Origin of the sequence: Vreelandella lutescens, assembly GCF_014640815.1 — a bacterium.
GTDB classification, from domain to species: domain Bacteria; phylum Pseudomonadota; class Gammaproteobacteria; order Pseudomonadales; family Halomonadaceae; genus Vreelandella; species Vreelandella lutescens.
Genome location: NZ_BMHM01000004.1, coordinates 418,928 through 439,351, shown reverse-complemented (window position 1 = coordinate 439,351; position 20,424 = coordinate 418,928). Strand labels below are relative to the sequence as shown.

Annotated in this window: 20 protein-coding genes and 2 riboswitches; of the genes, 11 read left to right on the top strand and 9 right to left on the bottom strand. The window is 59.7% G+C overall.

Going from position 1 to position 20,424, the window contains the following annotated elements; all coding sequences use genetic code 11:
• Window positions 1–120: 120 nt before the first annotated feature.
• Genes gabT through IEW65_RS12660 form a run of 3 tightly spaced genes read right to left on the bottom strand, consistent with a single transcriptional unit; the run spans window position 121 to window position 4,300 of the window.
• On the bottom strand, window positions 121–1,392 hold the full coding sequence (gene gabT, locus IEW65_RS12670; RefSeq protein WP_188639829.1) for a 4-aminobutyrate--2-oxoglutarate transaminase: 1,272 nt from the start codon (window positions 1,390–1,392) through the stop codon (window positions 121–123).
• Between the two features lie 11 nt (window positions 1,393–1,403).
• Window positions 1,404–2,855 carry an NAD-dependent succinate-semialdehyde dehydrogenase gene (locus IEW65_RS12665; protein ID WP_188639828.1) on the bottom strand — a complete coding sequence of 484 codons (1,452 nt, stop codon included), beginning with the start codon at window positions 2,853–2,855 and terminating at the stop codon, window positions 1,404–1,406.
• A gap of 29 nt (window positions 2,856–2,884) precedes the next feature.
• Window positions 2,885–4,300, bottom strand: a complete 1,416-nt coding sequence (locus IEW65_RS12660) for an APC family permease (protein ID WP_188639827.1) — start codon at window positions 4,298–4,300, stop codon at window positions 2,885–2,887.
• Between the two features lie 234 nt (window positions 4,301–4,534).
• Here IEW65_RS12660 and IEW65_RS12655 point away from each other — a divergent pair, with 234 nt between their 5' ends.
• The 8 genes from IEW65_RS12655 (at window position 4,535) to IEW65_RS12620 (ending at window position 11,810) form a co-directional block, all read left to right on the top strand.
• Window positions 4,535–5,953 carry an aminotransferase-like domain-containing protein gene (locus IEW65_RS12655; protein WP_188639826.1) on the top strand — a complete coding sequence of 473 codons (1,419 nt, stop codon included), beginning with the start codon at window positions 4,535–4,537 and terminating at the stop codon, window positions 5,951–5,953.
• A gap of 74 nt (window positions 5,954–6,027) precedes the next feature.
• On the top strand, window positions 6,028–6,723 hold the full coding sequence (locus IEW65_RS12650; RefSeq protein WP_229755558.1) for a transglycosylase SLT domain-containing protein: 696 nt from the start codon (window positions 6,028–6,030) through the stop codon (window positions 6,721–6,723).
• Between the two features lie 11 nt (window positions 6,724–6,734).
• Window positions 6,735–7,475 carry a sulfite exporter TauE/SafE family protein gene (locus tag IEW65_RS12645; RefSeq protein WP_188639825.1) on the top strand — a complete coding sequence of 247 codons (741 nt, stop codon included), beginning with the start codon at window positions 6,735–6,737 and terminating at the stop codon, window positions 7,473–7,475.
• A gap of 70 nt (window positions 7,476–7,545) precedes the next feature.
• Window positions 7,546–8,742 (top strand): M24 family metallopeptidase, encoded by a 1,197-nt coding sequence (locus tag IEW65_RS12640; RefSeq protein WP_188639824.1) that lies wholly within the window; start codon window positions 7,546–7,548, stop codon window positions 8,740–8,742.
• 139 nt (window positions 8,743–8,881) lie between these two features.
• The gene (locus IEW65_RS12635) at window positions 8,882–9,253 is read left to right on the top strand and encodes a hypothetical protein (protein WP_074211427.1); all 372 of its coding nucleotides are present in this window, start codon (window positions 8,882–8,884) and stop codon (window positions 9,251–9,253) included.
• A gap of 166 nt (window positions 9,254–9,419) precedes the next feature.
• Window positions 9,420–10,538: an alkene reductase gene (locus IEW65_RS12630; protein WP_188639823.1), complete on the top strand. Its 1,119-nt coding sequence runs from the start codon at window positions 9,420–9,422 to the stop codon at window positions 10,536–10,538.
• Between the two features lie 166 nt (window positions 10,539–10,704).
• Window positions 10,705–11,178, top strand: coding sequence for a TspO/MBR family protein (locus IEW65_RS12625; RefSeq protein WP_188639822.1), 474 nt, complete (start codon window positions 10,705–10,707; stop codon window positions 11,176–11,178).
• A gap of 35 nt (window positions 11,179–11,213) precedes the next feature.
• A complete protein-coding gene (locus tag IEW65_RS12620; protein WP_188639821.1) occupies window positions 11,214–11,810 on the top strand; it encodes a cell division protein ZipA C-terminal FtsZ-binding domain-containing protein in 597 nt (198 codons plus the stop codon).
• A gap of 6 nt (window positions 11,811–11,816) precedes the next feature.
• Here the strand turns inward: IEW65_RS12620 and IEW65_RS12615 are convergent, their stop codons facing one another.
• The 3 genes from IEW65_RS12615 to IEW65_RS12605 all read right to left on the bottom strand — a co-directional run bounded on the left by IEW65_RS12615 (window position 11,817) and on the right by IEW65_RS12605 (window position 15,321).
• Window positions 11,817–13,403: an ABC-F family ATPase gene (locus IEW65_RS12615; RefSeq protein WP_188639820.1), complete on the bottom strand. Its 1,587-nt coding sequence runs from the start codon at window positions 13,401–13,403 to the stop codon at window positions 11,817–11,819.
• Between the two features lie 112 nt (window positions 13,404–13,515).
• Window positions 13,516–14,382, bottom strand: a complete 867-nt coding sequence (locus IEW65_RS12610; protein ID WP_188639819.1) for a sirohydrochlorin chelatase — start codon at window positions 14,380–14,382, stop codon at window positions 13,516–13,518.
• A 30-nt stretch (window positions 14,383–14,412) separates the two neighbouring features.
• A complete protein-coding gene (locus tag IEW65_RS12605; protein WP_188639818.1) occupies window positions 14,413–15,321 on the bottom strand; it encodes a histone deacetylase family protein in 909 nt (302 codons plus the stop codon).
• A 38-nt stretch (window positions 15,322–15,359) separates the two neighbouring features.
• Between IEW65_RS12605 and IEW65_RS12600 the strand changes: the two genes are divergently transcribed.
• Window positions 15,360–15,947 carry a gamma-glutamylcyclotransferase gene (locus IEW65_RS12600; RefSeq protein ID WP_188639817.1) on the top strand — a complete coding sequence of 196 codons (588 nt, stop codon included), beginning with the start codon at window positions 15,360–15,362 and terminating at the stop codon, window positions 15,945–15,947.
• Here the strand turns inward: IEW65_RS12600 and IEW65_RS12595 are convergent.
• Window positions 15,938–16,465 carry an HPP family protein gene (locus IEW65_RS12595; RefSeq protein WP_188639816.1) on the bottom strand — a complete coding sequence of 176 codons (528 nt, stop codon included), beginning with the start codon at window positions 16,463–16,465 and terminating at the stop codon, window positions 15,938–15,940. The genes IEW65_RS12600 and IEW65_RS12595 overlap by 10 nt on opposite strands.
• Before the next feature lie 105 nt (window positions 16,466–16,570).
• Between IEW65_RS12595 and IEW65_RS12590 the strand changes: the two genes are divergently transcribed.
• Complete coding sequence (locus IEW65_RS12590) at window positions 16,571–17,482, top strand: DMT family transporter (protein WP_188639815.1); 912 nt, start codon at window positions 16,571–16,573, stop codon at window positions 17,480–17,482.
• Here IEW65_RS12590 and IEW65_RS12585 read toward each other — a convergent pair.
• Entirely contained in the window at window positions 17,457–17,750 is a 294-nt protein-coding gene (locus tag IEW65_RS12585; protein WP_188639814.1) for a hypothetical protein, read from the bottom strand. The genes IEW65_RS12590 and IEW65_RS12585 overlap by 26 nt on opposite strands.
• A 163-nt stretch (window positions 17,751–17,913) precedes the next feature.
• Window positions 17,914–18,004, top strand: a riboswitch (glycine riboswitch).
• Between the two features lie 8 nt (window positions 18,005–18,012).
• Window positions 18,013–18,120: riboswitch (glycine riboswitch) on the top strand.
• A 60-nt stretch (window positions 18,121–18,180) separates the two neighbouring features.
• Between IEW65_RS12585 and IEW65_RS12580 the strand changes: the two genes are divergently transcribed.
• Window positions 18,181–19,422 carry a D-amino acid dehydrogenase gene (locus IEW65_RS12580; RefSeq protein WP_188639813.1) on the top strand — a complete coding sequence of 414 codons (1,242 nt, stop codon included), beginning with the start codon at window positions 18,181–18,183 and terminating at the stop codon, window positions 19,420–19,422.
• Window positions 19,423–19,487: 65 nt separating this feature from the next.
• Here the strand turns inward: IEW65_RS12580 and IEW65_RS12575 are convergent, their stop codons facing one another.
• Window positions 19,488–20,405, bottom strand: a complete 918-nt coding sequence (locus IEW65_RS12575) for a GGDEF domain-containing protein (RefSeq protein WP_188639812.1) — start codon at window positions 20,403–20,405, stop codon at window positions 19,488–19,490.
• Between the last annotated feature and the right edge of the window lie 19 nt (window positions 20,406–20,424).

Here is a 20,424-nt window from a genome sequence, read left to right as displayed (position 1 = left end):
AGTGGCTACTAATCACCGATATCGCAAAAACATTCAAGTCTTCCTATGAAGAAAACCCACCCATCGCCAACAGCTTACGCTACCTGACGATGGGCGGGCTTAGTGCCGCTTAGAAGGCTACTAGCTAAGCGCTTCCAACGACTCCTCAATAATACTCAACCCTTCCTCCAGCACCGCGGACGACACCGTCAGCGGCACCAGAATACGGATGCTGTTGCCGTAGAAACCACAGGAAAGCAGGATCAGGCCTTTCTCGCGGGCTTTGGCGCAGAGCGCGCCGGTCATCTGCGGGTCGGGCTTGCCTTCACCGTTGAGCAGTTCAAACGCGGCCATAGCGCCTAGCTGGCGGCCGTGGGCGACGGCGGGGAAGCGCTCTTCCCAGACGGCGAAACGCTCGGCGAGCATTTTGCCCATCTGCTCGCTGCGGGCCAGGATGTTCTCTTCTTCGATGGTTTCGATCACCGCCAGGGCCGCTGCGCAAGAAAGCGGGTTGCCGCTGTAGGTGCCGCCTAGGGAGTTGGGGCCGGAGGCATCCATTACCTTGGCGGTGCCAACCACGGCAGAGAGCGGCATGCCGTTAGCGAGGCTCTTGGCGGTGGTCAGAATATCCGCTTCGATGCCGCTGTGTTCCAGCGCAAACAGTTTGCCGGTACGGGCAAAGCCGGACTGCACTTCATCGGCGATCAGCAGAATGCCGTGCTCGTCGCATAGGGCGCGCAGCTCTTTCAGGTAATCCGGCGAGGCGATGTAGAAGCCGCCCTCGCCCTGTACCGGTTCAATCACGATGGCCGCCGTGCGGTGCGGGGCGATATCGGTTTTGAACAGCGTGCGAATGGCGTTCAGCGAGGCTTCTTCACTAATGCCGTGCAGCGGGTTGGGGAACGGGGCGCGGAACACGTCGCCCGGCATGGGGCCGAAGTCGTTCTTGTAGGGCAGCACCTTGCCGGTCATCGCCAGGGTCATCATGGTGCGGCCGTGGAAGGCACCATCAAAGGTGATGATGCCGGTGCGGCCAGTGGCGGCGCGGGCAATTTTCACAGCGTTTTCCAGCGCTTCAGCACCGGTGTTCACCAGCATCGCTTTACGCTCCGGGCCGCGCACCGGGGTGAGTTCGCAGAGCTTTTGGCACAGCTGCACGTAGGGCGCGTAGGAAATGACCGCTGCGCTGGTGTGCATGACTTTCTTGAGCTGCGCTTCGACCGCTGCGACGATTTTCGGGTGGCGGTGGCCCAGGTTGAGCACGCCAATGCCGCCCGCGAAGTCGATCCAGCGTTTGCCGTCGGCGTCCCACAGTTCGGCGTTTTCAGCGCGCTCGGCAAACTGGGTGGTCGGCGTGGCGGCACCGTTGGCCACGAAGCGGTTTTTCAGGTCGTTCAATTCTTGGTTAGTCATCATCGTTCTCTTTATAAACCGCCAACGCAGACGTATTTCAGTTCAGTAAATTCATCGAGGCCGTGGTGGGAACCTTCACGGCCCAACCCGGACTCTTTCACGCCGCCAAACGGCGCAAGCTCGGTAGAGATCAAACCTTCATTGACGCCGACCATGCCGTATTCAAGCGCTTCCATAGTGCGCCAGATGCGGCGGTAATCCGTGGCGTAAAAGTAGGCTGCCAAGCCAAACGGGGTGTCGTTGGCCATGGCGATGGCTTCTTCATCGCGTTGGAAGCGGAACACCGGCGCGACCGGGCCGAAGGTCTCTTCATCGGCCACGGCCATTTCAGTGGTCACATCCGCCAGCACCGTGGGAGTAAAGAAGCGATCACCCGCCGCGTGGGGCTGGCCGCCGCACAGCAGGCGCGCGCCTTTGCTCACCGCGTCGTCGACGTGGCGTTGCACTTTATCCACGGCGGCTTGGTTGATCAGCGGGCCGATGATGCTGCCGTCGGCCAGGCCGTCACCCACGTTGAGCGCATTAACTCGCTCGGTGAGCTTAGCGACGAACGCATCGTAAATGCCGTCCTGCACCAGGAAGCGGTTGGTGCACACGCAGGTTTGCCCGGCGTTGCGGAACTTGGAGGCGATGGCTCCGTTCACGGCGGCGTCCACATCGGCGTCGTCAAACACGATGAACGGCGCGTTGCCGCCCAGCTCCATGGCGGTTTTCTTCACCGTGCTGGCACACTGGGCGAGCAGATGTTTGCCCACCGGGGTAGAACCGGTAAACGACACCTTACGCACCCGAGGGTCGGTGGTAAGCACCTCGCCCACGGCGGCGGGTTTAGAGGCCGTTACCACGTTGATGGTACCGGCGGGCAGGCCCGCTTCCAGCGCCAGGTAGGCGGCGGCCAGGGCGGTGAGCGGGGTGGCTTCGGCGGGTTTGATGACCACGGTGCAACCCGCAGCCAGGGCCGGGGCGCACTTGCGGGTAATCATCGCCAGCGGGAAGTTCCACGGGGTAATCGCGGCGACCACGCCCACCGGTTCGCGCAGTACCAGCAGGCGCTTATCCGCGCCGTGGCTGGGCAGGGTTTCCCCCGCCATACGCTTGGCTTCTTCGGCGAAGAACTCAATGAACGATGCGCCGTAGGTTACTTCGCCTTTGGCTTCCGCCAGCGGCTTGCCCTGCTCTAGGGTCATCAGGCGGGCTAGGTCGTCGGCGTGCTCATTGATCAGCTCAAACCAGCGGCGCAGCAGCGCGGAGCGCTGTTTCACCGGAGTGGCGCGCCACGCGGCACCGGCTTCATAAGCGGCGGCCACGGCATCGCGGGTGTCGTCAGCGCTTAAATCCGCCACGTGGGCAATGGTCTCGCCGGTGGCAGGGTTATCGACGGCAAAGGTCTGCTGGCCTTTGCGCCACTGCCCGCCCACCAGGGCCGGTACGGCATCGTGCAACCACTGTTCGATAAAGCTCATAGCGTGCTCCTTTAAAGTGTTGGAACGGCTTACAGGTCAGCCATCATGTGTTGGTCGCTGTAGGCGCGGCCGTAGGTGCGCAGGGCGTGGATGTAAAGCCCCACCCCCAGCAGCGACCAGCCCGCGAAGATGCTCCACTCAGCGCCACTCAGGGCCGCCGGGCTACCGGGCAGGTAGAGGCACGCCATACCGAAAGAGAGGACGACCGCCAAGGTGCCGCACAGCTTGCCGTGACGAATGCGGAACGGGCGCGGCATATCCGGCTCGCGAACCCGCAGCACCACAAAGGAGATGGCCACGAACAGGTAGGCAATCACGATGCCTAGGCCACCGGCGTTGACGATCCACACCAGCGCGGGGCGGCCGAAGAACGGGGCGATACAGGAGAGGAAGCCCATCAGGAAGATGGCGTTAGTGGGCGTTTTATAGCGCGGGTGCAGCTTGGCAAACGGCGCAGGCAGCATGCCCGCTTTCGCCAGGGCGTAAATGGCCCGCGAGCCGCCAATATAGAAGGCGTTCCAGCTGGTGATGATGCCCGCAATACCGGCTAGAACCATCAGGTTGCTGGCCCAGGGGGCGTTGAACAGGCTGCCCATGGCATCCGGCACGCTCAGAGAACTCGCGGCCAGTTCAGTGCTGTTCAGGGCAAGGCTGGTGGCCAGAATGATCAGCGCGTACCACACCACCGCCAAAATGACCGACATCATCAGCACTTTGCCGATGGCTTTATAGGGCAGATTGATCTCTTCAGCGGCTTGGGGAATGACGTCAAAGCCCACAAACAGGAACGGCACCATGACCAGCACCGCGACAATGCCCGCCACCACGCCGGTATCGGCCTGGGTGAACAGCGGCATCATATTGATGGTTTCGCCTTCAAACAGCGCGCCCGTGACAAACAGCACGCCAACCAGCAAAATCATGGCGGTCACGACTTTTTGGATCAGCGCGGCGGTAGTCACACCGAAGTAGTTGATAATCATCATGGCGAGCGAGCCGCCAACACCGACAGCAACCCACGTCGCTTTGACTTCCCAGCCCGCGATGGTCCATAAGTGGCCAACCGCATAGTTCGGCGCTAGGTGCTCAATCACGGTGGGCAGCGCCACGGCTTCAAAGGCCACCACGCTTAAGTAGCCTAAAATAATCGCCCAGGTGCATAAGAAAGAGGGTAAGTGGCCCAGGGCGCGGTAGCTGTAAACATGCTCGCCGCCTACTTTGGGCATGGCGGAGGCCAGCTCAGCGTAGGTCAGGCCCACCATGATGATCGCTAAACCGCCGATAATAAACGCTAAAATAGCGCCTACGCTGCCAGCGGATTGAATCGCGGTGCCGGTTAATACAATCCAGCCCCAGCCAATCATTGCGCCGAAGGCGAGGGCTAATACGTCGCCGCGGGCCAGTACCCGGACGAGCTTATCCTGTTCAGAAGAGGGAGTGGTCATCGCACAGTGTCCTGCAGGTTATTGGATGTTGTCATAGGCGCTCTGAGGCGCAGTATCCTGATTCCGGTGACGGAATAGTTACACGCTAGCAGGCGGCGGTCAGAACGCGAATGCACCACTTTGGCGTTCGACTAGACCACTTTTTCAACGCACCAAGTAAGTGCATAGCTGACATAATGCTTTCGTCTAAACGCCTGATGGCAGCGGGCTTCACGCGGAAAAGGGGGCGTTGATATGGATCGCCAGCAGGTCTTGCACCAATTTATGCAACTTTATGCACTCCAACCGGAGCGGCTGAGTAAGCAGGTGCGCATTGAGCAGGCGCTGCGCCAAGCCATCACTCAGCAGTGGCCCAGCGGGCTGCGTTTACCTTCTCATCGGGTGTTGGCGGATGCCATTCAGGTGGCGCGCCAAACCCTGGCCCTGGCGATTGGCACGCTGTTGGAAGAGCAGCTGCTGACAACCGCCCACGGCCAAGGCACCTGGACCTGCAAGCCGGTAACACCACCGCCTGATGCCCCCGCCAATGTGCAGCTATCACAGCGCGCCCAGCGGGTGCTACAAGGCCCTGGGGCCAGCATGATTCAGAGCGGGGCCTTCGTGCCCGGCATTCCCGATATCGCCCAATTCCCCATGCGCAAATGGCGGCAGCTCTACGCCAGCGTGACGGTGCCGCAAAATGCGCTGCTGCTCTCCTACTCCACCGGCGGCTACGGCCCGCTGAAGCGCGCGATTCGGGATTTTCTGGCCCGCTGGCGGGATATTCATTGCGATACCGAGCAGATCATCATTACCGATGGCACCCACAACGGCATCGAGCTGTGCGCCGTTGCCCTGGCGGATGTGGGCGATACGGTGGCTATGGAGTCGCCCTGCTACTGGGGTGCGCGCAACGTGTTTACCGCCGCCGGGCTTAACATCGAAATGCTGCCGTGGCGGCCTGAGGCGGGCCATGCCTTGCCCGCCTCACCCGGCCCCGTGGCGCTGGCTTACCTCACCGGCTCGCACCACTATCCGCTCAGCGTGCCGACCAGCGCCGAGCATAAACAGCGGCTGTGTGAGGCGTTATCGCCCACCTACGTGGTGGAAGATGACTATGAATTTAACCGCGACGACCATCCCAACCTGCTGTTCGATGCCCACTCTGAACGCCATTTGCTGGTAGGCTCTTTCTCTAAGATGATGTTTCCCGGCCTGCGGCTGGGCTATTTGGTGGTGCCGCGCCATTTAGCAGGGCCCATGAACCGCCTACGCAGCGAGCTGTTTCGCGAGGGCCGTATGCTGGACCAAGCCGTGCTGGCCCAGTTTATTTTTGATGGTGATTTGGATGCCTGGTGTCGGCGCATTCAGCGGGACTACTTAGGCCGCCAGCAGGTGCTGCACGACCAGTTGCGCTCGCTGCCCCAGGTGCGCTCGGTGTCACCGCCCAGCAGTGCCATCAGCCTGTGCGTGGAGTTCGAGCCGGGCATTAACGATGTGGCCATCGCGCAATCGTTGCTGAAAGAGCACTTGATCGTGCGGCCGTTAAGCCCGGTGTGTGCTTCCTCGGATCCACGCGTGGGTTTGGTGATGGGGGTGGGCATGCTCTCTGGTGAAACGTTGGTGCGCGAGGCACAGCGCCTGCGCCGCTGCCTGGAGCCACTGCTGCGCTAAGCGCCCAACGCGCTTTATACGCCAGTACACTATACAAAACGTGAGTAACACGACTTATCCACAAGGACCGTCCTATGCATCGCCCTGTTGATAGCTTTTGGGTTTCTGCGCTCTCTTCCGCTGCCTCCTCTTCCACCGCCCAGCTACGCGGTTGGCTGGCCGTCGCTGCCCTACTGCTGCTCTCTGGATGCGCCACCTTTGCGCCTAGCCCGCCGGAGGATCAGACCAATATCTGCGAGATTTTCCGCGAACAGCCCAGCTGGTACGACTACGCGCAAGAGTCTGAAGAGAAGTGGGGAACGCCCATCGCGACCCAAATGGCGTTTATTCAGCGGGAATCCTCGTTTCGTAGCCACGTGCGCCCAGACCGCAAATACTACCTTGGCTTTATTCCCGGCCCGCGCCCCTCGTCCGCTAGAGGCTACGCCCAAGCTCAAGACCCGGTATGGGGCGAGTACGAAGACCAAGCGGGCAGCCTATTTGCCCGGCGCACGCACATGAAGCACGCCACCGATTTTATTGGCTGGTATAACGCCCGAACGCAAGCGCAAACGGGCGTCTCGCTCAACAATCCTGAGCACCTCTATTACGCCTATCACGAGGGCGCAGGCGGCTATCAGCGGGGCACTTATCGCAACAAACCCCACGTGCTCAACGCAGGCCGCCAAGTGGCGAGCCTTTCCAGCCGCTACCAGGCCCAGCTCAACAGCTGCCAGGCAGAGTTCCAGTGCCGCAGGTTCTATCAGGTGTGGCCGTTCTGCCGTAGCTGAGGGCGTCTTTCATGACACTGCTAATGGGCTTCGCCTTTGTCGGCGTGGTGTTTTTCACCTCCATGCTCTCCGGCGTGTTTGGCATGGCGGGCGGGCTGGTGTTGCTGTGGTTCCTGCTGGTGGTGTTTCCCGCCAGTACTGCCATGGCCGTGCATGGGGTGATTCAGTTAACGGCCAATGCCTCTCGGGCGTGGCTTTCGCGGCGCTTTATCGTGTGGCGCATTGTGGCGCTTATGGCGCTGGGCGTGCTCAGCGCGGCTGGGCTTCTGCTGCTGTTTAACTACACGCCTAATGCGACCACTGTTTCTTTATTGATCGGGCTGCTGCCCATCTTGGTCTGGACGCCCAAGCACTGGTTCCAGCTCGATGCCCATCGCGCCAGCCACGCGTTTTGCTGCGGCATCGCCTCGGGCGGCCTCACGATTGCTGCTGGGGTATCCGGCCCGCTGATCGATATCTTCTTTGTGCGCTCGCAGATGGACCGCCGCCAAGTCGTCGCTACCAAGGCCATGATTCAAGTGGTCGCCCACTCCATCAAAATTCTCTTCTACTTGGGTGCCGCCCTTGCGCTCAGCGTGGGTGAGTGGAGCATTGTGCTACTGGCCGCCCCGTTTGCCATGCTAGGCACGCAAACCGGCACACGGATTCTGCATCGCCTGACCGACGCCAACTTCCGCACCTGGACCCGCTGGATCGTCACGGGCATTGGGGTGTTCTACTTCCTGCAAGGTGTGTATTTGTTAACTCGTTAACCGTTGAGGGCATTCGCGGCACGCTTTAGAGGGCGACCTATACTGACCTTACCTAACGCTGGAGGTCGCCATGGATTACCACCACTACCGCGAAGCCCTTGCCACCTCGCTTGCCCAAAGCGAGCTACCCTTTGCCCCCGCTGAGTATCAAGTGCGCCTAGAAACGGTGCGCCACGCCATGGCCCAGCGCGAGCTAGATGCGCTGCTGCTCACCGACCCCGCTGATATTAACTATCTCACTGGTTACCACACCTTTGAGGTATCGGTGCATGCCTGCTTGGTCTGCACGCAAGACAAGCTCGTTCTCCAAGTGGCCTCGATTGAAACGGGTGCTGCGGTGGTGACCGCCCGTGTTGACGAGATCATTGGCTACCGGTGGGAAAACCTGGATGAAATCATCGCTCCACTGGCCGACCTGTTAACCCCCTGCCCGCGCATTGGCATCGACGGCTGGAGCAGCGGGCTGAGGGTGGGCGTGATGAACGCCCTGTCTCAGGCGGTGGGTAAAGAGCGCTTTTTTGAAGCGGGCGACCTGCTCGATGCCATCAAGATCGTCAAAAGCAGCGCCGAGCTTGAGATGCTCAAAGAGAGCGCCCGCATCACCGCCGCTGGCTTAGAGACGGCGCTCGCCGCCATTCAGCCCGGCATGACCGATAACGACATTGCCGCCATCGGCGCTAAAGCGCTGCTCGAAAACGGCAGCGAGTTTATGAGCCTGCAGCCTATCGTGACCAGCGGGCACCGCATTGGGGTGATTCACGTTAACCATAAGCGCCGCGTGATTCAGGCCAACGAGCCGGTGTTTTTAGAGTTCGGCGCAGCCTATCAACGCTACACCGCACCGATGATGCGCACCGCTGTGACGGGCACCCCGAACGCCGCCCTCACCGCCACTCAAGACCTCTGCCGCTCGATGTTTGAAACCCTCTGCGAAGCCATGCGCCCCGGCCACTCCTTTGATGCCGCCGCTCAGGCCGCCGATGCCCTGCTGGCCCCTCAACGCGACCAGCTGTTTTTCTCCGGGGTGTTTGGCTACGCCGTGGGCGCGCAGTTTCCGCCGAGTTGGGTAGAAGGCACGGGCTACATTGCCAAAGGCCAAACGCGCACCTTTGAAGCCAACATGGTGTTTCATTTACCGCTCTGCCTGCGGGTGCCCGGCCAGTGGGGCGTTGGCTTAAGCGATACCGTGGTGGTCACCGAACAGGGTGCCAAGCCGCTCACCAATAATGATTGGCAGCTTTATCAGGCCCGTGATGATGGCCTTTGATAATAGTTCGAGACAATAGCCTGAGATTGACACCGCGATTGAGGGAGGCTATCTTCACCAGAAATGCAAATGAGAAACACTCTCTTTTTTTAGCCAGCACCTGGGTAGATAAAGAGCCGTTGAGGTAAAGGGACGTCACATGACCAGTGAACAGCGCCAGCTTCGTCAAACTCTGCTGTTTTTACGCACATCGTTTGAAGCCGTTCAGCACTCGATTGCCGGACGGCTAGAAGACCCGCTGCCCTGCTGGCTAGACACCAGCATGCTCTCAATGCTTTCCCGAGAGCTGACCCGCTGCTGCCAGCAGGCCAAGCCACTGTTCGCGCCTGCAGTCGTGGAGCAGCTCTTTATCGCCTCCCAACAGTGCGACCTGCTGCTCAAACAGTGCCCCGGCGTACTCAGCAGTTCCGTTTGCCACCGCCAGCTCAGCGCCATTATGCTGCCGCTCACCAGCGCCATCGGGCAGATTGATACGCCGGTTAAGCGCCGCTGGCCTTGGCAGCGGCACTAAACGAACGCTATTTACCCCCTAACCCCGCCTCATTTACCCGGCGGGGTTTTGTTTTGCGCGTCTGTCCCCATTAACTAGGGCATAGCATCGTCGTTGGCGCTTACTAGTAAACTGGTCTATTCTATTCGCCACGATGATAACCACTGCTTCAAAGGAGTTTTGCCCTATGGCGTACGAGACGCTGTTTACCCCCACCACGCTAGGTAGCCTGAATATTCCTAACCGCGTCATCATGGCGCCGCTGACCCGTTCGCGCACGCCGGATAGCGTGCCGGGCAAGATGCAGGAAGCTTATTACGGCCAGCGCGCCGGTGCGGGCCTGATCATCAGCGAAGCCACTAACATCTCTCCCACTGCCCGTGGCTATGTGTACACGCCAGGCATCTGGACTGATGAGCAGGAAGCAGGCTGGAAAGGCGTGGTTAACGCCGTTCACGCCAAGGGTGGCCGTATTGCCCTGCAGCTGTGGCACGTGGGCCGTGTTTCCCATGAGATGGTGCAGCCCAACGGCCAGCAGCCGGTAGCCCCCAGCGCGCTGAACGGTGAAGGCGCTCAGTGCTTTGTGGAGTTTGAAGACGGCACCGCTGGTCAGCACCCCACCAGCACGCCGCGTGCGCTGGAAACCGATGAGATTCCCGGCATTGTGGATGACTACCGCCAAGCGGCCATCCGCGCTAAGCGTGCGGGTTTCGATATGGTCGAAGTCCACGCTGCCAACGCTTACCTGCTGAACCAGTTCTTGGCCACCGGCACCAACCAGCGTACCGACCAGTACGGCGGCTCGCTGGAAAACCGTGCCCGCTTCCCGCTGGAAGTCGTTGACGCGGTCATTGAAGTGTATGGCGCTGAGCGTGTCGGCATTCGTATGACGCCGTTTATCGAGCTGTTTGGTTTGACCGACGATGAGCCGGAAGCGATGGCGTTCTACATGGCCGAGCAGCTCTCCAAGCGCGGCCTGGCTTACCTGCACCTGAACGAGCCTAACTGGGCGGGTGGCGACATCACCTTCCCTGCGGGTTTCCGCGAGCAGATGCGTGAGCGCTTTAGCGGCAGCCTGATTTACTGCGGCAACTACGACGCCGAGCACGCTGAAGCACGCATTAGCGAAAACACTACTGATGCCGTGGCCTTTGGCCGCCCCTACATCGCCAACCCGGATTTACCGGAGCGCTTCCGTGTGAACGCACCGCTTACCGAGCCGAACCATGAAACGTTCTATGGCGGCGACGAGAAGGGCTACACCGACTATCCGTTTATGGATAACGGTTACGACCGCATGGGCTAAGCGTCTTCGCTATGTCGTGGTCAGGGTTTCCCTATGCGGGGAACCCTTATCCCTGAAAAGCATCACTTAGGTGGTGCTTTTTTTATGCCTAACGGTTTTAAAACACTGCTAGGCTATTGATTCTCTCGTTTTAACGCGACGTATCGTCTTCACGAATAGGTGGCACATGCTCGGTTCGCTCTTAGCGCTGCTGGTATCCTTACTGCTGGTGGGTGCAGCTGCGGCAACAGGCGCACGTTTTCGCCCTGATGGCTGGTACAGGGCGCTGCGCAAACCCCGCTGGACACCGCCTGACCTGGCCTTTCCCATTGCCTGGGGTATTCTCTATCTGTTGATGGCGATTGCAGCTTGGCGGATTTATATGGCGGACGACTCGCCACTGCGCAGCGCCAGCTTGGCTGTGTATGGCGTGCAGCTGTTGGCCAATGCGGCGTGGTCTTGGCTGTTCTTCGGGCGCAAGCAGATCGGCGCTGCTCTAGCAGATATCGTGCTGCTGTTAGGATTGATTACGCTGGCCATCGGCCTGTTTGCCCAGGTGAATACCCTCGCCGCGTGGCTGATGGTGCCTTACTGGCTGTGGGTTGCTCTGGCGCTGGCACTCAATGCCACCATTTTGCGATTAAACAGAACCTGTAAATAGAGCCTAGGTGTTAACTAACAAAAGGGTTTCACCCCATGGATACATTCTCTCTTCCCGTGCTGCTGGCCTTTGCCTCTCTGCTGTTAGGCGTGGTGGCCGTAGTGATCTTCGCTTATGTCGTGCTGCCCAAACGTCGCCGCGCCAAGGCCAAAGCCGAGGCAGCAGAGGCACCGGCACCAGTCGCGGCGCCTACGCCGCCGCCAGCGGAAGAGCCGCCTCCCGCCCCCGCTAAGCGCACTGGAAAGGTCAAGCAGCACTCGCTGTTCGTCATTTTCAACCAGCCGGATGTCACCACCGATGAACGCTTAACCGAGTGGCTGCGCGGTAAGGGCGCCCATTACGACGCGATCAAGAAGGTGTTTTTAATCGATGGCCAGCAGGCGTCTAACCCGATCACCGTAGCCAACGCTTTCCCACCTGGTGAGATGCCTGACCTGCTGCGAGGGGAAACCCACGAGCCCATTCGTGGGGTTAGCCTGCTGGTAAAACCGCCGCTGCATAAACGCCGCAATCAGCAGATGCACGTGTATGTGGAGCTCGCCAAGGAGATGAACGAGACCTTCAGCGGCGACATGCTGGATGCCGATAAAGAGCCAGCAACAGAGTCTACTTACGCTCAGATTATAGGCTAGGCGCGACTACACCACGCCTTGGCTGCGCAGGTAGTCATCGTAGCTGCCGCTAAAATCGACGATGCCATCCGGCTGCATATCAATGATGCGCGTGGCGAGGCTGGAAACAAACTCCCGGTCGTGGCTGACGAACAGCAGCGTGCCGGGGTAGTTCTCCAGCGCTAGGTTGAGCGCTTCAATAGATTCCATATCCAGGTGGTTGGTGGGCTCGTCCATCAGCAGTACGTTAGGGTTGGTGAGCGTTAGCTTGCCAAATAGCATACGGCCCTGCTCACCCCCAGAAATCACCTTCACCGACTTATTAATGTCGTCGCTTGAGAACAGCATGCGGCCCAGCGCGCCGCGTACTACTTGCTCACCGCCTTTGGTCCACTGGCCCATCCACTCAAACAGCGTGGCGTCATTGGCGAAGTCATCGGCATGGTCTTGGGCAAAGATGCCTAGCTCGGCGGCGTCGGTCCACTTCACTTCACCGGCGTCTGGGCGTAGATCCCCGCCCAGGGTTTTCAGCAGCGTGGTTTTGCCAATGCCGTTAGGGCCGATAATGGCAATGCGCTCGCCCGCTTCGACGGTCATGGAAAAGCGCTTGAACAGCGGCTCGCCGTCGTAGCCTTTGGTAATCGCATCCACGTTCACCGCGTTGCGGTGGATCTTCTTGTTTTGATCAAAGCGGATAAACGGGCTCACCCGGCTGGAGGGTTTGATATCTTCCAGCTTAATTTTATCGATCTGGCGCGCCCTCGAGGTGGCCTGCTTCGCTTTAGAGGCGTTGGCCGAGAAGCGGCTGACGAACTGCTGCAGCTCGGCAATTTGCGCTTTCTTCTTGGCGTTATCAGAGTGCTGACGCTCACGGGCAGCGGTGGCGGCCGTCATGTAGTCGTCGTAGTTGCCGGGGAACAGGGTGATTTCGCCGTAATCCAGATCCGCCATGTGGGTACACACGCTGTTCAGGAAGTGACGGTCGTGGGAAATAATCACCATGGTGCTGCTACGCGCTTTTAAAATCTCTTCCAGCCAGCGGATGGTGTTGATATCCAGGTGGTTGGTAGGTTCGTCCAGCAGCAGCACGTCCGGGTCGGAGAACAGCGCCTGGGCCAGCAGCACGCGCAGCTTCCAGCCGGGGGCAACTTCGCTCATGGGGCCGGTGTGTTGTTCGATAGGAATACCCAGGCCTAGCAGCAGCTCGCCCGCGCGGGACTCCGCGGTGTAGCCATCCAGTTCGGCGTAGCGCACTTCTAGATCCGCCACGGCCATGCCGTCTTCTTCGCTCATTTCGGGCAGCGAATAGATACGTTCACGCTCGGCGGCCACTTTCCACAGCTCGGCGTTGCCCATGATAACGGTGTCGATGACCCGCTCGTTCTCATAGGCAAACTGGTCCTGGCGCAGCTTACCCAGCCGGGTGCTGCTATCCAGCATCACCTGCCCAGACGAGGGCTCCAGCTCACCACCGAGAATTTTCATGAAGGTGGACTTACCGCAACCATTCGCGCCAATCAAACCGTAGCGATTGCCGTTATTAAATTTGACGGAAACGTTTTCAAACAGGGGCTTGGCCCCAAACTGCATGGTGATATTGGCGGTTGCGATCAAGATATAAGCCCTGGTTAACGAGGAAGCGCTGATTGAGAAACGAGCACGCTTGCAAAAGCCCGCGATTCTACGCGCCTTTGGGCGACGTTACATCTCCCCTCTTTACCTTCCTTTACCGGGCATCTGAAGCGTGTGCAGGCATTTCTAGCAGAAAGCGTTCTCCGTCAAGCGCTTGGCGCAGGCGTGAATGTAAAATCTCAACAATCCCCTGGTGCTCGCCTACCAGCGCGGTGGTCGTCACTTTCAACCCGGTGTGGCGCTGTTCGGCGGCGGCGCAAATCTCGGCAATATCACCACCCTCGCCGGCATGACGGCCTGGGGAGAGAAACAGCATCGCCAGCACCACGTTGCTGCTGTTGAATTCAGGCTTATCCAGCAAGCGCTCCAACAGTGGCTCGTTAAAGCGGTACTCGTCACCTTCCCGGCGCTCCATGGAGGCCGCTGCCACGCAGCGCACTTCGTCGCCCAGCAGCACGCTCAACTGCCCAGCTAAGCGGTTGCGCACGGCGGTAACGTCGGGGATGGGGCTGCCGTGATCCACCAGCGCGACCTTGGCAGCGCCTTGTTCAGGCAGCTGCGCACGTACGTTATCAGCCAACAGCTGTGCCAAGCGCAGGTCGTTATTTCCCAGCTCATCCACCAGCGGCTGAGCAACCCGCACCGACACGTTAGGGAAACGCGCCTGTAGCGCGGCCATTCGCTCGGGCAGGTAGCCGGTCAGCGCTTGGCTAGGCCCGAAGAAAAACGGCAGCACGATAATCTCGGTGGCCCCCGCCTCAGCGCTGCGTTCGGCAGCGGGGCCGAGGGTAATGGCGGGTATGCCATCCACCTCTTCAGCGGGGATTTTATTGGAGTGCAGCAGCGAGGCTGCCTGCACGGTCTCCCCCAGCTGTTCACTTAACGCTGCGGCCACCCGACGCAGGTTATGGGTGGCCTGTGGGCGTTTGGAGCCGTTATCTACCAAAAAAATGGCGCGCATCGTTTTCTATCCTTTTTCTGAAAGAGGGCGTTACATCATCAGCACATCCGCAGCGGCCCGGTGCAGCTGGGCGTGGCGTGTGGCGAGGGCGGTGATATCGCGGTCGTAGCCGCCGCCGATGACCGCCGCGACGGGAATGTCAGACTCGCGACAGAGGTTCAGCACGTAGTGATCCCGGGCATAGAGCCCGTCGCTGCTTAGCGATAAGTAGCCCAGGCGGTCATCGTGATGCACGTCCACGCCCGCATCATAGAGCACCACGTCCGGCTGGTAAGCGGCGAGTAACCCCGGTAGCCAAGAAGCGAGTTCGGCTAGATACGCAGCATCCTCCATGCCGTTGGGCAGGGCGATATCCAGGTCGCTTTTTGCTTTGCGGGCGGGGAAGTTACGCGCCGCGTGCATGGAAAACGTAAACACGCCGGGCTCATTGGCAAACAATCGCGCGGTGCCATCGCCTTGATGCACGTCGCAATCCACGATCAGCACCCGCTCTACCCAGCCCTGCGCCAGCGCGTGGGCGGCGGCCACGGCTAAATCGTTAATCAAACAGTAGCCGCTAGCGGCATCCGCATGGGCGTGGTGCGTGCCGCCCGCCGAGTTGCAGGCAAGCCCGGTGGTCAGGGCCGCTTCCAGGGTGAGCAGCGTGCCGCCGGTTTCCAGCCGCACTCGTTCCACCAAGGCTTCAGACCACACAAACCCGCTGCGCCGCTGAGCGGCACGATCAAGCTGGCCGTGCAAAAACGCCTGAACATAGTCACGGGTGTGCACGCGTTGCAGGCTTTCGAGGGTGGCCGGTTGGGGCGTGTGCCACTCGATGGGGCAGGCCAGCGTTTGCTCGCCCAATAGCTGCCGAAGCACCCGAAACTTTTCCATGGGGAAGGGGTGATTGGCTGGTAAATTAATCGTATAACCCGGATGATGAACCACCGTTAACGCCATGCGCGTGCAGCCACTTTGGTCACAAATTTAGATCGCTTATGTTGCTTGATACCACGACGTTAAACCAGCAAAGAAACTTCTTCGACGGCCATGCGGATATCTGGCTCTTTGGCTACGGCTCGTTGATTTGGAAGGCCGATTTTGACTATTTAGAGCGTCGGCCTGCGGCCATTACCGGCTGGGCGCGGCGCTTCTGGCAGGGCTCCCACGACCACCGCGGCACGCCGGAAGCACCGGGGCGTGTGGCGACGCTGATTCGTGCCGAAGGCGCGGTATGTCATGGCATGGCCTACCGCATCACCCCAGAGGTACTCGCACCGTTGGATGTGCGGGAGAAAAACGGCTACCTGCGGGAAAAAGTCACGCTGACGTTTTTGGATGAGGCGGGTAACCCTGACGCCGACCAAGCGCCTAGCGAGGGGCTGATTTATCTGGCCAGCGAGGACAACCCGGCGTTTTTAGGCGATGCCCCGCTGGCCGATATCGCCCAGCAAATTGCCCAAGCCCACGGCCCCAGCGGCCCCAACAGCGCTTACTTGCTGAACCTAGCCCAAGCGCTGCGCGAGCTGGGTACCGAGGATGCGCATATTTTTGCCCTGGAAGAGCAGCTACAGCGCTACCAGTAGCGCGGATAGCGGCGGTGGCGCGCCAAGTTATTGATCAAGATTGCCACCACCAGCATGACAATGCAGCCTGCGCCAATGGGAATCAGCGGATACCACCAGCCCAACTGATGCACGCTGGCACCGCCCGCGACGGCAATCAGCGCAGCGGCAGCCCCTGGCGGGTGAACGGTATGGGTAAGCTGCATGACCAAAATGGAGAGCGACACCGCCAGTGCCATGGAGAGCGGCGTGGCGCCCAGCAGTTGATAGCAGCCCACCCCCACACAGGCAGAGAGCACGCTGCCAAACAGCACGTGGCTTGGCTGGGCAAACGGGCTTTCCGGGGCGGCGTAAATTAGCACCGAGGTTGCCCCGAACGAGCCCACGATCAACAGCTGTTGGGAGAGCCACTCGGCACTTAGCCAGCAAATCAGCGCCATGCCACTAAAGGCACCCAGCCACGACCAGCAGGCATCCTGCCAGCCTACCCGGGGGCGCGGCGTTCGTTCTCCGCGCATCTTGCCAAGATACGTTTTCATCGCACTCGCCTTTGCACAAAAAGAGTGCAAATGATGACAAAATGCACCAAAGAAGCAAATGACAATGCGTCATAGGCGCATGAAACTCGCTCAAGGACGACACACATGCCACCACCAACTTCTTCCTTCGCCATTGCCCCTTCCAGCCTATTGCTAGCGGTGGTGGCTGCCGTGGGCATGGCCACCATCGGCGTGATCTCGCGCATCACCGGGCTGAATGCGGAGAGCATTACCTTCTACCGATTGGGGTTAGGGGCGCTGTTTTTGCTCGGCTATTTGCTGCTGACCAAACGCCATTCGGGACTCACTACGCTGCCGGGGCGGCAGGTGGTGATTAGCGGTAGTTTGCTGGCGGCGTTCATCCTGTTTTACGTGCAGGCGATGAACTACACCCAAATGGCCAACGCCATTTTGATGGTGTATCTCGCGCCGATTGTGGCGGCTATCGCAGCCCACGCGCTGTTTAACGAGCGGCTGACAGCGGCGCAGGTTTCGCTTATTGGCTTGGCGCTGTTTGGGTTCGCGATGATGCAGGAGTTTCGGCTCAACCTTGACGATCAGCAGGACGTGATCGGCATGGGTTTTGGCTTAGCGGCCATGCTGGCCTACAGCGGTTTTATCCTGGCGAACCGCCGATTGCCGCGCCACCTGGATGACCGCACCTGCGCCTTCTGGCAGCTGGCGGTCGGGGCGCTGGTGATCTTGCCGTTTGCGCTATGGCAGCCAGCAGGGCTTACGGCCAGCACGTGGCAAGTGCCCTGGTTGTTGGCCGCTGGCCTTGTGCCCGGTTTTTTGGCGCTGCTGTGCGCGGTGATGGCGATTAACCGCCTGCCCACCGCCCTCTACGGTACGCTGGCTTACTGTGAGCCGGTGGCGGTGGTGATTTTTGGCTGGAGCCTGTTTGGCGAAGCGCTTTCGCCGCTGCAGTTAAGCGGCTGTGGGCTAGTGATCGCCTGCGGCGTTGCGCAGGCGTGGGTCGGTGGTCGGGGTGCTACATCATCAGCCACGACAGGATAAATAGGCCAATTAGCGTGCGGAAAATGCCGCCAATGATGGAGCCACGCAGAAACGCACGTAGCCCGCCCCATAGCACCAGCAGGCCAATCAGCAGTATGGCTAGGCTTAAAAACGAGTCGTTGATCCCCAGCGAACGCGTTAGCCCGCCGATAAAGTCGTCAAAGGCACCGAAAAAGTTGGTGAAGATCCCCACCAAAAACTCCACTACGACGCGAATGGCGTCGCCAATCGCCTCGCCGATACCCTCAAAAAATCCGTTTGCCTGCATGCGCGTTGTCCATTGCTTGAAGATAATTGATCGAAAATAGCGAGTTGAAGATAGCGGGCATTGTGTGTGAAAACACGCAAACTGGCAAAGCCACGTGATTAAGCGGAGCGGCTTCCACCTTTCGCCTATTCCCTTTTTAGCACTGCCGCGTTACAACGTTAAGTACGCATTTGCGGGAGAGACTGGTGCACGACACCAGCGCCGAAGGAGCAACGACCCCGGAAACTCTCAGGCCAACGGACCGCAACTGCTAACGTTTTTACCATTACGTTCCGAAGAGCGGTTGATGACTGCGTCACTCAGCCCACCGAAGGAGCAAGCGCCACATCATCGGCGTGAATCTCTCAGGTTCCATGACGGAAGGGGTACGCCTAGCAAACACGTTTGCTGGGGGTATCGCCCGACGCTCATACAATCTGTGGAGAGACTCATGCAACGCATTGCAATTATTGGCGGTGGCATCACCGGTATTACCAGCGCCTACGCCCTCGCGAAACGCGGCTTCGACGTCACTGTGTTTGAAAAACATCGCTACGCGGCGATGGAAACCTCGTTTGCCAACGGCGGGCAGCTTTCTGCCTCCAACGCAGAAGTGTGGAACCACTGGCCCACGGTCATCAAAGGCCTGCGCTGGATGCTGAAAAACGACGCTCCGCTGCTCGTCAACCCTCGCCCTACTTGGCACAAGTTAAGCTGGTTTGCGGAATTTATCGCTGCCATTCCCCGCTACGCCGATAACACCACCGAAACAACGCGCCTCGCCATTGCGGCTCGGGAACACCTGTTTCAGTGGGCCCAAGACGAGCAGATCGATTTTGACGTGAAGCAGAAAGGCATTCTGCATATCTACCGCGATAAAGCGGGCTACGAGCATGCCGCTAAGGTCTCACAGCTGCTGCACCAAGGCGGGCTTGAGCGCCGCGCCGTGACGCCAGAAGAGATGCGCGCCATCGAGCCCACGCTAGCAGGCAGCTACTACGGCGGGTTCTTTACCGAAAGCGACGCCACCGGGGATATTCACAAGTACACCAACGGGTTGGCAAAAGCCGCTGCTAAACGCGGTGTGAAACTTAACTACGGCCATCAGGTAACCGACCTCGGTGCAGACGAAAACAGTGCTTGGGTCAGCGCTTTGGTCGATGGCGAGGAAGTACACCAAAGCTTTGATAGCGTGGTGGTGTGTGCCGGGGTCGGCAGTCGCGCCATCGCCGCCAAGCTAGGCGACCGCGTTAACATCTACCCGGTCAAAGGCTACTCCATCACCGTGCAGCTGGACGATGCAGCCTCGCAGCAGGCCGCGCCCACGGTCAGCCTGTTGGATGACGAAACCAAACTCGTCACCAGCCGCTTGGGTAACGACCGCTTCCGCGTGGCCGGTACCGCTGAGTTTAACGGCGCGAACCGCGATATTCGTAACGACCGGATTCAGCCGCTAGTGCGCTGGGTGGAGCAGTGCTTCCCTGGCGTGAGTACCCAGCGAGTGGTGCCTTGGGCAGGCCTGCGCCCCATGATGCCGAACATGCTGCCCAAAGTCGGCCCCGGCAAGTTGCCGACCGTTTTCTACAATACCGGCCACGGCCACCTGGGCTGGACGCTTTCTGCGATTACCGCTGAAATGCTCGCGGATGCGGTGGATCACTCCACTGCCACCTCGCTGGCTGCGACGCGCTAAGCGGAGCCATCGCTCAAAACGACGAAAGGGGCCTCTTGGCCCCTTTTTGCTAACACGCCATTTTGCTAACACGCCACCCTGTCTCGCCCGCTCTCTTTTGCTTGATAGAGCGCGTTATCGACTCGCTTCATCACGCTTTTAATGGTGTCCCTGGCAGCGGCTTCCGCCACTCCAAGACTCACGGTGACCGGATCGGCCCCTGGAAAGGAGGCGTTTCTGATGCGCTGGCGGATTTTCTCGGCCAGCTGAGCCGCCTGTTTGAGAGATGTCTCTGGAGCAAGAATCACAAACTCTTCCCCACCCCATCGAGCGCAGTAATCGGCGGTGCGCAGGTTGTCTTCCAAAAGCGTCGCTAAGGCGCGCAGCACCTGGTCGCCCACATCATGGCCTTGGCTATCGTTGATCGTCTTGAAGTAGTCGATATCGAGCATAATGAGCGAAAACGGCCGCACATAGCGGTTCAAGCGCCCTAGCTCGTGTTTTAACAGATGATCGAATCGGGAGCGATTCATCAGGCCGGTAAGCATATCGGTGGTGGCGAGACGTTTTAACTCGGCCTCTTTTTCGACCCGTTTAGTGATATCACGCTGGACCAGCACCAGCACGTTATCGGCATAGCCGGGCATCGACATGGCCGTCACGCGCCACTCTATCAGTGGCCTTGGTGCGTTGGAGCACGGCGCTTCATCGGCATGGTCTAACCCTGACATGGAGCAGCCCAGGCTGAGCTTACCGCAGGCCAGCGCGCTATTGAGCTGATGGAGCAACTGCTTGTTCGCGGCCGTTTGATGAACAATCTTAGGCTCAGCGCCTAGCCAGTGGTCGCGTTCGCCTCCCCAAAACTGAACATACTCCGCGCTCACATCCAAAATCCGAATGCCTTCTCCTTCGGGAAGGCCACTGAGTACCGCAACGGCCTGACTGCTGGGTTCGCTAAGAGGCAGCGGCACTCCTTGCTCTATTTCTTGCTGTGTCTCTACCATATTTCATCCAATGAATGCC